At 36.4% G+C, this 15,023-nt stretch carries 11 protein-coding genes; 9 read left to right on the forward strand and 2 right to left on the reverse strand.

All coding sequences use genetic code 11. The features are described from left to right. Window positions 1-324: 324 nt before the first annotated feature. Window positions 325-1,119 (reverse strand): glycosyltransferase family 2 protein, encoded by a 795-nt coding sequence (locus tag MY04_RS02375; protein ID WP_066205769.1) that lies wholly within the window; start codon window positions 1,117-1,119, stop codon window positions 325-327. 157 nt (window positions 1,120-1,276) lie between these two features. Between MY04_RS02375 and MY04_RS02380 the strand changes: the two genes are divergently transcribed. The 7 genes from MY04_RS02380 to MY04_RS02410 all read left to right on the forward strand — a co-directional run bounded on the left by MY04_RS02380 (window position 1,277) and on the right by MY04_RS02410 (window position 11,156). Beyond that, window positions 1,277-3,193 (forward strand): arginine--tRNA ligase, encoded by a 1,917-nt coding sequence (locus MY04_RS02380; RefSeq protein WP_066205772.1) that lies wholly within the window; start codon window positions 1,277-1,279, stop codon window positions 3,191-3,193. A gap of 652 nt (window positions 3,194-3,845) precedes the next feature. Beyond that, window positions 3,846-4,244 (forward strand): acyl-CoA thioester hydrolase YciA, encoded by a 399-nt coding sequence (gene yciA / locus MY04_RS02385; RefSeq protein WP_066205774.1) that lies wholly within the window; start codon window positions 3,846-3,848, stop codon window positions 4,242-4,244. 405 nt (window positions 4,245-4,649) lie between these two features. Continuing rightward, window positions 4,650-6,113, forward strand: a complete 1,464-nt coding sequence (locus MY04_RS02390) for an MBOAT family O-acyltransferase (RefSeq protein ID WP_066205777.1) — start codon at window positions 4,650-4,652, stop codon at window positions 6,111-6,113. A 3-nt stretch (window positions 6,114-6,116) separates the two neighbouring features. Next, the gene (locus tag MY04_RS02395) at window positions 6,117-7,238 is read left to right on the forward strand and encodes a D-alanyl-lipoteichoic acid biosynthesis protein DltD (protein ID WP_066205779.1); all 1,122 of its coding nucleotides are present in this window, start codon (window positions 6,117-6,119) and stop codon (window positions 7,236-7,238) included. 645 nt (window positions 7,239-7,883) lie between these two features. Further along, window positions 7,884-8,240: an RNA recognition motif domain-containing protein gene (locus MY04_RS02400; RefSeq protein ID WP_066212968.1), complete on the forward strand. Its 357-nt coding sequence runs from the start codon at window positions 7,884-7,886 to the stop codon at window positions 8,238-8,240. 125 nt (window positions 8,241-8,365) lie between these two features. Beyond that, window positions 8,366-10,150 (forward strand): mechanosensitive ion channel family protein, encoded by a 1,785-nt coding sequence (locus tag MY04_RS02405; protein WP_066205781.1) that lies wholly within the window; start codon window positions 8,366-8,368, stop codon window positions 10,148-10,150. 19 nt (window positions 10,151-10,169) lie between these two features. Continuing rightward, on the forward strand, window positions 10,170-11,156 hold the full coding sequence (locus MY04_RS02410; RefSeq protein WP_066205787.1) for a hypothetical protein: 987 nt from the start codon (window positions 10,170-10,172) through the stop codon (window positions 11,154-11,156). 487 nt (window positions 11,157-11,643) lie between these two features. Here the strand turns inward: MY04_RS02410 and MY04_RS02415 are convergent, their stop codons facing one another. After that, the gene (locus tag MY04_RS02415) at window positions 11,644-11,820 is read right to left on the reverse strand and encodes a hypothetical protein (protein ID WP_158297525.1); all 177 of its coding nucleotides are present in this window, start codon (window positions 11,818-11,820) and stop codon (window positions 11,644-11,646) included. Between the two features lie 230 nt (window positions 11,821-12,050). Here MY04_RS02415 and hemB point away from each other — a divergent pair, with 230 nt between their 5' ends. After that, window positions 12,051-13,022 carry a porphobilinogen synthase gene (hemB, locus tag MY04_RS02420; protein WP_066205790.1) on the forward strand — a complete coding sequence of 324 codons (972 nt, stop codon included), beginning with the start codon at window positions 12,051-12,053 and terminating at the stop codon, window positions 13,020-13,022. Window positions 13,023-13,322: 300 nt separating this feature from the next. Beyond that, on the forward strand, window positions 13,323-14,957 hold the full coding sequence (locus MY04_RS02425) for a M61 family metallopeptidase (protein WP_084005734.1): 1,635 nt from the start codon (window positions 13,323-13,325) through the stop codon (window positions 14,955-14,957). Window positions 14,958-15,023: the final 66 nt, after the last annotated feature.

Below are 15,023 nucleotides of genomic sequence, written 5' to 3' on the forward strand. Positions count from 1 at the left end.
GGATGTCCCAAAGATCTATGGTAGCTTTAGAGACTTCACCTTCCCTCTTACCTTTTACTTCTTACCTTCAAAGCCTCCACGGGAATAAATTCCTGGGCTTTCGATACGGTTTCATTATTAACGAAGTAGCTTTCCTTAGTTCCTTAGTTAACAACCGAGGTCAGGAGACCTCTAACGTTTTTAGGCACAAATGACGCTAGCGCTTAACATTTGCGCCAGTTTTACCTCTTCCCTCTTACTTCTTACTTAAAACCGAGCGTTAACTTTGCTACCTGCTACCTGCTACCTGCTACCTGCTACCTGCTACCTGCTACCTACTACCTACTACCTAACTTCCTTCCCCATCACCTTATTCTTCACCTTCATCATCACCTCAAACGCCTTCGGTCCCAAAAGCTTTCTCGGAATATTCACTAGTTTTTCATAGCGAATTAGTTTGGAGTAGAATGCATCTACTTCCGGAGATGAATTATGTTCTTTAACGATGGCCCAAGTTTCCAATTTACTCGGAACTGAACTTGTCTCACTCAATCCACCAGCAGCATATTTGGCTACATTAATGGGAATATGTTGGAAAGAACATCCATCGATAAAACGGTTATAGATGAAATGGAAGTCGGCAGAGATTTTCCAGTTGTTCCAATCGAAAGGATGGTCGAGCAGCAATTGTCTTTTTACGAATATTGCTTGATGACTACAAATCATGCCCTTCCAAAGGTCTTCTGGTTTTCCCCCTTTTTTAATTTTCACAAAATGATCGTAGACCACTTCATGATCACCGTAGACTAAGTCGGGTTGATCAGTTACTTTTTCGAAGAAGTGGGATAACGTTTGAGGATCATAAAACTGATCGCCTGCATTCATGAATATCACATACTCTCCCGAAGCTAACTGAGTACCCTTGTTCATGGCATCATAGATTCCTTTATCAGGTTCTGATACCAAAATATCAATATCATTTTTATACGTATTGATGATAGAGAGGGTATTGTCTTTCGAATTTCCATCGACAACAACATACTCTTTATCAACAAAATCTTGTGCGACCACGCTTTGTAAAGTCTTTTCGATTTCGTCGGCACAATTCCAAGAAATGGTGATGATACTTACTTTTGTCATGCTGCAAAGATAGGAGAAAGATGTAAGTTGAAAGTAAAATTGATATATATTAAATAGGGAAATGTCGAAAATAGGCATCAGAAATTAAAAACTTCCCTCATTATTTTTATTTTTGCAGGTTGTCGATTGGACAAGAATATATTTATCAAAATTTAGAATGGAGCAACTTATCATAAATGGTATTGCAGAAGCGGTAAAATCACTTTACGGAGTAGAATTAGAAGCTTCACGCATTGCACTTCAACCTACAAAAAAAGAATTTGAAGGATCACTTACGTTTGTCACTTTTGGTTTGACAAAGCAGTTAGGTAAAAATCCTGTAGAAATTGGAGAGGCTATCGGTAATTATTTGAAAGAGAATGTAGATGCTGTAGCTGATTTCAATATCGTGAAAGGATTCTTGAACTTAGTTATTTCTGACTCAGTTTGGGTGTCTACTTTGGCACAATTAGTAGCTGATGAAAATTATGGTAGGGTAGCTCGTAATGGTGAGAAAGTGATGGTGGAATATTCTTCGCCAAACACGAACAAGCCTTTGCACTTGGGGCACTTGAGAAACAATTTCTTGGGTCACTCGGTATCTTTAATTTTAGATGCTGCCGGTTACGATGTTCAGAAAGTGAACTTGGTAAACGATAGAGGTATTCACATTTGTAAGTCGATGTTGGCTTATGTGAAATTCGGTAACGGAGAGGAGCCTTCTGCAACTTTAAAAGGTGATAAATTGGTAGGTAACTACTATGTTGCTTTCGATAAAGCATATAAGCAAGAAATCGCTCAATTAATCTCTGAAAAACAAGCTGATTATGCTTCTTTGGCAGGTGTAGAAGATGTGAAAGCATTGAAAAAGTCTATCGAAGCTAAGGGTGCCTCTAAAAAGAACAAAATTCCTTTAACTGATGAGGAAAAAGTTCAGATTAAAGATATCAAAGCATTATTAGAGTATGCTGAGAAAAATGCTCCTTTACTATTAGAAGCACAAGAAATGCTTCGTAAGTGGGAAGCAGGAGACGAAGAAACTGTTGCACTTTGGGAAAAGATGAACGGTTGGGTATACGATGGATTCGCTCAGTCATACAAAATGATGGGAGTGGAGTTCGATAATGTATATTACGAGTCTCAAACTTACCTTTTAGGTAAAGATATCGTTCAAGAAGGTTTAGACAGTGGCGTATTCTTTAAGAAAGAAAACGATTCTGTTTGGATCGATTTGAAAAAAGAGAAATTAGACGAAAAATTGGTATTGAGAGGTGACGGTACTGCTGTGTATATGACACAAGATATGGGTACTGCCGACTTAAAATACAAAGATTTCGGAATGAATAAATCAGTATATGTGGTTGGTAACGAGCAAGATTACCACTTCAAAGTACTGAAAGCAATCATGAAGCATTTAGGTAGATCGTATGCTGATGGTATCTATCACTTATCTTACGGTATGGTTGAATTGCCAGAAGGTAAGATGAAATCAAGAGAGGGTACTGTGGTCGATGCAGACGATTTGATCCAAGAAATGATTGATACAGCCGAAGAGCGTACAAAAGAATCAGGTAAAATCGACGGATTCTCTGATGATGAAGCCAAAGTATTGTTCAAGCAATTGGCATTAGGTGCATTGAAATACTACTTATTGAAAGTAGACCCTAAGAAAACAATGCTTTTCAATCCTCAAGAATCAATTGATTTCCAAGGAGACACAGGTGTGTATATCCAATACAACCACGCGAAGATCCAAGCGTTATTACGTAGAGCTGATAAAGACGGAATCGATTACTCAACATCCGCTTTTGATGGTCTTTCTGAGTTATCAAACGCTGAATCAGATCTAGTCGCTCTTCTTGGTAAAATGAACGATAAGATCACCGAAGCAGCGGATGCTTACGCTCCATCAATTATTGCAAACTACGCATTCGATGTAGCAAAACAATACTCTAAAGTGTACTCAGAATCGCCAATCTTCAACGAAGAGGACGATGCGAAGAAAGCCTTTAGAATTGCATTGTCGGCTCAATCTGCGAAAGCAATTAACAATGCATTGGCGTTGATTGGAGTGCAGTCACCTGAAAGAATGTAGAATTAGTTAGGAGGGAGGAGATAGGAATTAGGAGTTTTCTGATTTTACGCTCGTTTTTTAACTAATAACTTATAAGGAATAACTAAGGGCTAGTTTTTTGAATAAATTGGTTCTTTATATGAATGGCAATGTCAGTGATGATGTTGCCATTTTTTTTGTGGCTATTCCATGCCCTCAACTCCTAACTCCTAGTTCCTATCTCCTCACTGATAGTCTGTGTAAGCAGTCTGTGTATCCGGTCCGTGTAACGAGGGGCCAAGGCCACCATCGTTGAAGACGGAGTAGCTAATTGGTTTATACATATTAGATATTATGGTGAAGGCCGATAGTTTAGAGTATGCCCGTCTGTGGCTTTTATGGCAATAGTGGTAAATAGCATAGATCTCTAATCTTACATAGAAGTAATAAATAACTCGGTCTCCAACGAGGTGGCCTTGGCCCCTCGTTTACGAGCCGTGAGCACAACGAACTGCAAATTTGTCTTTAACTATTAATATTGAGTGGGTGCTCGAAGAATAATGTAAGAAAAGAGATATATCCCACTAACTACGTTTTTCATTTTTAACTTTTAATTTTTCATTTCAATTAACATTTATTAAAAATTCGTATATTTGTCAAACACACGTGCGATAAAAACTTACACTTTAATACTATGGAACAACAAACACCTAAAGGAGATTTGCTCCTAAGAACACTTGCTATGCCTGCAGACACCAATGCCAATGGAGATATTTTTGGCGGTTGGATCATGTCTCAGATGGATATTGCTGGAGGAATTCTAGCAAAGGAAACAGCTATGGGTAGAACTGTAACAGTGGCTGTGGATGGTATGACCTTCCATAAACCTGTGGCTGTAGGCGATGCTGTTTGTATTTATGGAGAAGTAGTGAAAATGGGGAAAACCTCGATGAAAATTCACTTAGAAGTATGGGCGAAACCTTTGTTGAAAGGACATAATGATCTTTCCAATTATGTGGTTACAGAAGGTATGTTTGTTTATGTAAGTATAGACGATAATAAAAAGCCAAAACCTATTGAGGTAAGAAATTAATTATTCGTTATGAGGTATCTCAATGTTCAATATAATTGATTGTTGTATCTTACAACCTATTTTTGATAACACTTTAGTGTTGTCAAAAACAACCTATCACCAGCCCACGATCTTCAGTCGTGGGTTTTTTTGTTCATTTTATTGTGGTTTTTTTGTACAGTTGTCTTAGGTATTTTTGTTCAATCTGTCTTGAGGTTTTCATGAAATTGGATCTTTAACTGTGAGAATTTTTCGTCATTTTTTATCGCTTACCTTTAGTAATTTCATGCAGTCGTATCTTTGGCTATGGACTTTCTTCCCATAATTATATCCTTTTTTACAGTTACAATATCACCCTCTCAATACCCTCGAACCATTAGGGTATTTTTTTTGTGTTAATGTTAGGCTAGAACTGTCTCCATAAAAATGCTTTTTAACTCACTGGAATTTGCCATATTCATTCCTATAGTGTTTTTCTTGTATTGGTTTGTCTTCCAGAAAAACATTAAATATCAGAATATATTTTTGGTGTTGAGTAGTTATGTCTTTTATGGTTGGTGGGATGTACGTTTTTTAAGTCTAATCTTTTTAAGTACCGTTTCAGATTTTATCATTGGTAAAAAAATAGGGGAGGTAAGAACAAAGAAGGAGAAACGAAATTGGCTGTACCTTAGTTTAGGTGTGAATCTAGGTGTTTTAGGTTTCTTCAAGTACTTTAATTTCTTTTCAAAATCATTTTCTGAGGCGATCACATTTATTGGACAAACGCCTTCTGATCCCATTTTTCTTGATATAATATTACCTGTTGGTATCAGTTTTTATACTTTCCAAACATTAAGTTACTCTCTTGATGTATATAAAGAGAAGATAAAGCCTACCCGAGATTTTGTGTCCTTTATGGCATATGTCAGCTTTTTTCCACAATTGGTGGCAGGGCCTATTGAGAGAGCCAATCACTTACTGCCTCAGTTTCTGAAACGCAGATCTTTTTCCTATGATAAATCGACCGACGGAATGCGACAGGTTTTATGGGGCTTATTCAAAAAGGTGGTAATAGCTGATAATTGTGCAGAATATGCCAATTTAATGTTTAGTAATTATCAAGATTTTAGTGCATCTGCCCTTTGGTTGGGAGTGATATTCTTCGCTTTTCAGATATACGGTGACTTTTCGGGATATTCTGATATTGCAATTGGGTTATCAAGATTATTTGGTTTTGAGCTGATGCAGAACTTTGCGACTCCCTACTTCTCTAGAGATATTGCAGAATTTTGGAGGAGATGGCACATCAGTCTGTCAAGTTGGTTTCGAGACTATTTATATATCCCTTTAGGAGGTAGTAAAGGAGGGACAAGTCAGAAAATCAGAAATATCTTTATCATATTTATAGTAAGTGGTTTTTGGCATGGAGCCTCTTGGAACTTTATCGTTTGGGGAGCCTTAAATGCATTGTTTTTCCTGCCGCTACTCATCACGAATAAGAATAGGAATCATTTGGATATTGTAGCTCAAGGGAAAGTCATTCCTTCTGTAAAAGAAGTCTATCAAATTGCTTTTACGTTTCTTTTAACATTGATAGCATGGGTCTTTTTTAGAGCAGAAACACTACCTCAAGCCATCGACTATTTAATAGGAATGTTTTCCATCGATTGGTCATTTTTCTTGTCTTTAGATCAATTTGATGTTGCATCCATACCTTATAAAAGGTTACTCACCATTCTTATGTTCTTTTTGATAATGGAATGGGTGAATAGAGAAAAACGTCACACTCTAGAAAAATTTGGAGTGAAATGGCCTCGAATTATCCGCTTTGGTTTTTATTACGGTCTACTCGTTTTCATCTTCTTATTCAGCGGAGAGGAACAACCATTTATTTATTTTCAGTTCTAACCTATGAAAAAATACTTAATACATAGTAGCATTTTTGTAGGCTTATCACTATTATTTTTTCTGCCTGCATTCGTTCTTTTAATTGTTACAAAAGAAGCTTTTGTGAATGTAGATAAGTACATTAAAAGCGATGAGCCTTATTTAATAGGTTATGGAATGAACGAAGAGAATTATAAATACCTAAAATGGCAATCGATTATCAAAAAGCCGCAAAATGAAGTGATGGCATTGGGCTCTTCAAGGGTGCTTCAATTTAGAAAAGAGATGTTTACTTCTTCCTTTTACAATGCGGGCTTCACTATCCAAAAGATGAAAGACTTTTTACCCTTCATCAAAAAGATTCCAAAAGAGAAAAGACCTAAAATACTTATTATCGGTTTAGATCAATGGATGTTTAATCCCAATACCAATCAAGTCCCAAGCCATTATATATCTAAACCTCATTGGGAAAGTAAATTCATCTATTTTCCAACAATGAATAATATATCTAAGGCATGGCGATATATTGTAGAGGAAAGAAATATGTTGTTCTTAAGACATAAAGGTCCCTTAAAAAGGGTAGGAATTAACGCAAGTGTTTATAATACTGGCTTTAGAAATGATGGAAGTAAATATCATGGCTATCAAATTTATCATTTACTAAATGAAGATAATGAAGTCTATGACTTTCAGTTTGAGGAAACCATCAAGAAGATCAAAGCAGGTAATCAAAATTTTGAATATTCTTCTGAACTTGATTTTGATGCCTACAATCAGCTTTATACTTTCCTGACATTTTGTAAAGAAAATAAGATTCATGTAATCGGTATTCTTCCTCCTTTTGCCGAAAAGGTAAATAAAGAAATGTGTGATTATAACTATGCATACATTTCAAAGATATTCCCTCGAATACAACCTATGTTTGATCAATTGGGGTTTGAAAGTTATGACTTTACCAGCATGGCGAAACATCAATCTAACGATCTTGAAATGCTAGATGGCTATCATGGTGGCGAAAAACAATACCTTCGACTGCTTTTGATAATGCTAAGAGAGAAGTCTATCTTAACAAAACACTGTAATGCAGATCAACTTGAAAATGACTTGGAGAATGCGGTGAATGATTTGAAAGTCTATTTAAATTAGCTAATAGGTATATAACATAGAATATGTGTATCAAAAGCCCGGGAATTTATTCCAGAGGAGGGTTTTGAAGGTAAGAGGGAAATGGAAACTTCTCAATCTAAATGAAAATATCAACATCCCCGTCTTCAACGAGGTGGCCTTGGCCCCTCGAGAGCTATCGGTGAATGATATAGCATGGTAGATAGGTGACGTAAATGTATCAATAAGATGAGAGTCGTAATAACTAATCTACAATACGAATATATCGTCTAAATGAAACCATCCACACCCCCGTCTTCAACGAGGTGGCCTTGGCCCCTCGAGGACTATCGATGTATAATACAGCAAGGTAGGTATATAAAGTGTGGTTCAATATAGTATCGATCAAGATACAGATATACTAATTATTTGAAGCCAACAGTTTTAAGATCAAACCAACTATTTGACAATATTATACTCATTTGAAAATGAATCGATTATTAAAAAATCATTAAAACAAGATCTTTTATAATAAAATGTTTATTCTACCAATTATTATGCTTACCTTTCGGAAGAGATTTGATAACAAACTTGATTTTTAGTTTAAAAGTTAGTCCGACTGGTTTTTTAATTGTTCTCACTTTTGATATTTCATCTCATGTTTTTATTATTTTTATTATTTGTAAGATGAATATCTTTGTAGCAAAATTAAATTACGAGACTCAAGAAGAAACTTTGAGAAACTTGTTCGAAGGTTTTGGTGAAGTTGCTTCCGCTAAAATCATTATTGATCGTGAAACTAACAGATCTAAAGGATTTGGTTTCGTAGAAATGCCAAACCAAGAGGAAGGCATGAACGCTATTAACCAATTGAACGAGTCTGAACTAGACGAACGTACAATCGTAGTAAAAGAGGCTAGACCAAGAGAGCAAAACTCAAGAGGTGGTGGCTTCAACCGTGGCGGTGGCGGATACAACCGTGGCGGTGGATACAACCAAGGCGGCGGTTACAACCGTGGCGGCGGATACGGAAACGATTATTAATCACTATCTAGTATAGTTGATCTATATAAATTATTCGTGACAAGAACGTGATACGTAAAGTATCACGTTTTTTTTGTGTCTAATTTTTTTTAAATTGTTGTGATACAGACCCTTTAGAACCCATAATGAGAACTTACATCACAATACTATTTCTGCTTTCTACCATTCCTTTATTCGCCCAAAATTCAAAAACGGAGGCACAAGTGTATAAGGAAATCCAGAGTTTAATTGTTGCCGATTCTGTATATAGAAACTACTTAAGATCACAAATTGACCGTTTGGATTCTCTTGTGAAAGGGGATCACAAAGCATTACCGAAGAATTTTGATAAAGGAGTGCCCGTCATCCCTTTTAATGATACCATCTTTTATGTGCATAGTAAAGGACATATGTCAGCCTATAAAAGGGCACATGCTATAGCCGATACCATTAGAAATATCACAGAACATTCACTTTTTGCATTAGATACCGTAGAGTTAAGTGAATTCGAGGATCATTATCAATTAGTCTTTGATGGCAGAGTAATCCACTCTATAGATTCTTTGGATGCCTTAAAAATGGGAACATCCAGAGAAAAGTTGGCGAAAACACGTCAGCAAAAAATTAATAAAACGGTTCATGATAAAATTTATGGGCAGGGGAAAAAGGCAGGGATATATGCACTTGTAGGGTTGATCGTCTTGGTATTTCTCATCAAATTGATCAATAGAATATACCGATACTCTTTAACTAAAGTCGTTCAGAAAAACTGGTTCAAGAATATATGGGTGAAGAATGTACGGATCTTAACAGAAGAAAATCAATTGAGGTTTCTCCGTTACATCATGCTTTTTATCCGATTCTCTATCATTCTATCATTAATCTATTTATACCTTCCGATTGTAGGTCAGTTTTCTCCACCCCTTCAAGATATATCAGATAAATTATTAGGGTATGTAATTGATCCTATAAAAGATATTTTTAGATCAGCTTTCGCCTTCTTACCCAACTTATTGAAGATCTTTATTATCATTGGCTTCTTCCATTATTTAATCGAACTGATAAAAATCTTTGCAGAAGCGATACGAACAGAACGTTTAAAGGTGCCCGGTTTTTATCCTGATTGGGTACAGCCGACCATGAAAATTATTCGTTTTGTATTGTACACCTTTATGGTGATCATGATTTTTCCTCTATTACCAGGAGCAGAATCTAACGAATTTAAAGGGATATCGGTATTTGTAGGTGTGCTGCTGTCTATTGGCTCTACTTCTGTCATTACCAACGCCATCTCAGGGATTGTCATCACTTACATGAGGCGATTTAAAATTGGCGATTGGATTAAGGTGGGTGATGTGATGGGAGAGGTGGTGGAACGCTCCATGTTTGTAACGCGTTTGAGATCACCTAAAAATGAAATCATCACCTTGCCCAACAGTAAAATATCCGATTCTCAGACCATCAATTATTCTCAACCTATAAATAGGTACAAATTAATTATTCATACCACGGTAACGATTGGTTATGATGTTCCTTGGCGTAAAGTTCACGAAATGCTGAAAGAATCCGCGGAGATGACCGATGGATTAATTGCAGGAGAAATTCCTTTCGTTTTACAAACATCTTTAGACGATTACTACGTATCTTATCAATTAAATGCGTATACTAAGCAGCCCGAGAAATTGGGTAGAATTTACTCTCGATTGCATCAGAATATTCAAGATGTATTTAGTCGAGAGGGAGTGGAAATTATGTCGCCTCATTATAGAGCCAATCGGGAAGATAACGAAATTACCACTCCGCCATTCGAATTGATGAAAGACGAAGAAAAACCGAAAAGTGTTCAGCAACCTCAGAAAGACGATAAAGAAGACGACGAGCCAGGCATCAACGATGCAGCCTCAGAACAACCTCCAGAGCCAGAAAAGTAAACGTAGCATTTTACAAAATGTGATTGTATTACCTCATATTATTTATCTGTTTATTGTTGGGTTAATCAAACAAAAACAGTTTATAAAAAGGTATATCCGTCCTTTCCTTCAGAAATATGATAATAATGATGGAACGTTAACCACTAAAGACTTTAAGAAAATCACCCATTATTATGGTTTGGCAGTTACAGGTGTCTTTGGTGAATCAATAGCTTTATTACGTCATCAAAAAATTACTTACCAAGAAAGGTATACGAGTACTTTTCAAGCAGCCATCACAGGTTTAATCGATGATTATTTTGATGAATATGGAATGACTCAAGAAAGAATGAAATCGTTTTATATTCAACCAAACGACTTCAAAACACAAAATGATGCTGAAAAATTAGGGATAGAGTTATATAAAGAAAGCGTCAAATACAACAAAGATTTCGATACCTTATTGACGTTAATGGACGACGTAAATCAGGCACAAACGGATAGTCTTCAGCAGGAAAAAGGAACCCTCTCATGGGATCAATTGATAGAGCTAACTATTTATAAAGGAGGAAGTTCGTTCTTATATTTCAGATCAGCGTTTCAACATCAAATGACCAAAGAGGAAGAAAAAGCCTTGTATTTATTAGGAGGAATAACCCAATTTAGTAATGATATTTTTGATGTCTACAAAGACAGAGAAAATCAAGTTCAAACCTTATTGACCTCCACAAATTCAATCAAAAAAGTAAGAGAAATCTACCTTCAGCTCATCTCCAACTTTCAAACTTTATTATTTGATTTACCTTATAATACATCATCAAAACATAAGTTCTTCCTGATGTATTCTTTAGGTGTTTTTTCTAGATGTTTAGTTTGTTTGGATCAGTATGAAAAGCTAGAGGCCAAAACAGGAGTGGAGTTTAGACTAAATGACTACTCCAGAAAGGAATTAATTTGTGATATGGAAAAGTGGGGTAACTTTTGGAGATCGGTGAGGTATAGTGTGGGGGGATGGGGCTTTGTTTGATAGGTTATAACCTTCGACCGAATACTGTGGTCCGTGTGCGATGGGTTACACCCATCGTTGTGTAGGATGAGTAGATTTAGGGTTTTGTGAATAAGTGGTCTTTTGGTAAGATAAGGCTTGGTATTCTAATAGTTCGTGTGCGATGGGTTACACCCATCGTTGTAGAGGATGAGTAGATTTAGAGTTTGGTGAAGAAGGAATTTTGGGAAAGGCTTGAGTGTATATACTACCCCAAGGAGGCGGCGCAGCCCCTCAGCACTCTCGATTAAAACACTAGTCTAAACCAACACACTACCTAAAAAATGAAACTTATCATCTACTCACCCTCCCCAAGGAGGGGTGTAACCCCTCCGTATACGGAGCGACAGTCATATGCTCTAAAAATATATAGTATGTCTACAATAAAATATCCAGAATACACCCCCACAAAAAATCCCTATGAATTACTAAGTCCATAGGGATATACAATAATGTAAGGTACAACTCCTTACTCCGCATGCTTAATCAAAGGATACGAGCTAACCGTAGCTGTCACCATAATAATTAAAGCAGCTGCTGCTAAAATCTGACTAGATGTGTTGTCTGCATGTACTACAGATTGGATAATCATGTAATCCAAAACCAATAAAGCAGCTGGGATGGCTATTAATAAGAATTTTTTCATGATAATGATATTTGAAGTTTGTAATTATTATAATTTATTTATAGAATCGTTCGTCCTTAATTCATGTGTTTGTTAACTTATTGAAATTTATATATTTATAAACGTATATTAATAGGAGTTGAGCGAAGATATTAACAAATGATAAGGATATTAACGTGTAAAGAGGATTTATTACTCTTGAATTTTAGATATTGAAACAATAACTTCGACCGAAACAATAAATATATTTTATGCTGACTAGAAGACCACGTAGAAATAGAAAATCGGCGGTTATCCGTGCCATGGTACAGGAAAACCAAGTGACCGTAAATGATTTTATCTTCCCTCTTTTCATGATTGAAGGCGAAAATAAAAAAGAAGAAATTGCATCTATGCCAGGCATCTATAGATATACTGTAGACTTGTTGGTAGAAGAAATCGGAGAGTGTCTTGATCTTGGTATCAAAACATTTTGCCTATTCCCAAGTGTAAGCGAGGACAAAAAAGACAGCACAGCCACAGAAGGCCATAATCCTGAAGGATTATATCAAGTAGCACTACGCACTATTAAAGCAAAATACCCTGAAGCTATTCTAATGACCGATGTTGCCATGGACCCATACAGTTCAGATGGTCATGATGGTATCGTACGTAATGGAGAAATCCTTAACGACGAAACATTAGAAGTGCTAGGTAAAATGGCTTTAGCACAAGCAGAAGCAGGAGCAGACATCATTGGACCATCCGATATGATGGACGGTCGTATTGGCTACATCAGAGAAGTACTAGACGATGCCGGTTACACCAATGTATCTATCATGTCTTACTCTGCTAAATACGCTTCAGCATTCTACGGTCCATTTAGAGACGCTCTAGATTCAGCACCTAAATTTGGAGATAAAAAGACCTACCAAATGGATCCTGCTAACGTAAAAGAATGCCTTGTCGAAGCAGAATTAGATTTCGTAGAAGGAGCAGACTTCTTGATGGTCAAGCCAGGATTACCTTACTTAGACATCATCAAAACATTATCAGAAAACTTCGATATTCCAATCACAGCCTACAACGTTTCTGGCGAATACGCTATGCTTAAAGCAGCCGCTCAAAACGGCTGGCTAGAAAACGATAAAGCCATGATGGAAATGTTGCTTTCGTTTAAGCGTGCAGGAGCGTCGGCGATTTTGACGTACTTTGCGAAAGAAGCAGCGGTTTTGCTAAAGTAAAAAATGAAAAGTTAAAAGTTAAAAATGAAAAACGTAGTTAGTTAAATGGTGCGTGTTCATTTTTAGTACGGACGTTGCACTGCAACGTCCTCTAGTTTATATTTCAAATAGACAGCTTTTCATAATAATTAAAAGTTAAGAATGAAAAATGAAAAACGTAGTTAGTTAAATAGTACGTGCTCGTTTTGTACGGACGTTGCACTGCAACGTCCCTACGCATACATACTACAAAAACTACCTAACATTTCACGTTTTTCATTTTTAACTTTTCATTTTTAATTCCAAAAATTCTCCACAACCATGAACTACTCCATCTCCCAAAACCTCCATTTCCTAAACATAAAAGTTTCCTACACCGTAAAAACCTCCAACTTATTAAAGTTACCTCTATGGCGCCCAGGAAGGTATCAGGTGCAGAATTTTGCGAAGAATATTCGTGGGATGAAAGCATTTAGGAGGAAAGAGGAATTGAGGGTGATGACTGTGGGTAGAAACCTTTGGAAGGTGGTTGGTGCCGAGAAGGGGGATAATCTGACCGTGACTTTTGAGTATTATGCTCAACACAAAGATGCTGGAGGTACTTGGGTGAGCGATGATTTTTGGTTGATCAATGGTATTGGGTGTGGTGTATTGCCTGAAGGATTAGAGGAGGAAGAAATTCAGTTGAAGATCAAGTATCCTAAGGATTTTGAGGTGGCTACCAATGCGAAGAAGAAAGGAGGGAAGTATCATTTCGAAAACTTTGAGGATTGGACAGAATCGCCTTTGATGTTAGGGCGACATATGCATTATAAAAAGTTTGAGATGGATAAAGTGAATTTCCATATTTGGATTCACGGTAAAGTACAGCCTGATTGGACTAAATTGGTGGATGACTTTAAGAAATTTACCCGAGTGCAATTAGATATTTTTGGAGATTTCCCTCACGATGAGTTTCATTATCTGATTTTAGTACCCGATTTTAAACATTATCATGGGGTAGAACACCATAAGAATACTGTAATTACTTTAGGACCTGCTGTAGATTTTCATTCTGAAGTGTTTTATAATAATCTACTTGGTGTAAGCTGTCATGAACTGTTTCATGTGTGGAATATCAAACAGATTCGTCCTATAGAAATGATGCCTTATAATCTGTTTGAAGAAGCGTATTTTGATACAGGTTATGTAGCAGAAGGGGTGACGACTTACTTCGGAGATGAGATATTATTCCGCTCAAAAGCTTTTGATACCCAACAATACATCAAAGAGTTAAACACATTATTGACCCGTCACTTTGAGAATTTAGGTCGACATCAATTGTCGGTGGCTGATTCATCTTTGGAGTTATGGTTAGATGGGTATGAAAAGGGTATTCCTCAACGTAAAACATCGATTTATGTGAAAGGGGCAATTGCGGCCTTAATCTTAGATGCAAAAATCAAAAAGAAATTTGCTGGGGAGAAATCTTTAGATGATGTGATGCGTTTGATGTGGACGCGTTTTGGGAAGAAGGGCAAAGGATATACTTCAAGTGATTATCAAAAAGTAGCAGAAGAAGTATATGGTGAGGATTTGACGCAATATTTTGAAGAGGTGATTTATGGGACGAAATCATTAGAAAATCAAGTGAAAAAGGCCTTGTCAGTTTTAGGATTTAAATCAGATGTACATTATAACAAGCAGAATGATCTTCAAACCAAATTTGGAATTAAAATAGATCAAAATGGGAAAGTTACCGATGTTGAAAATATAAAATCGGGAATTACAGAAGGAGATAAAATTATTGCTATTAATGATATTCAGGGAGATAGTAAACAACTCATTGCACTCACTAAAGGACTAGATAAAATTCAGATTTCCTTTGAAAGAGAGCATAAATTGCACAAAAACGAGTTAGATAAGAAGAATAAATTGTACTTTAAGAAGATTTATGTCACTAAATGGAACGATTAGACGTAAATGAACATCAACAAGTTTAAATAAACGATAATAACTACTAAATTTGTCTTGGGTGCGGAA

The sequence above is a fragment of the Flammeovirga sp. MY04 genome, assembly GCF_001682195.2.
Taxonomy (GTDB): domain Bacteria; phylum Bacteroidota; class Bacteroidia; order Cytophagales; family Flammeovirgaceae; genus Flammeovirga; species Flammeovirga yaeyamensis.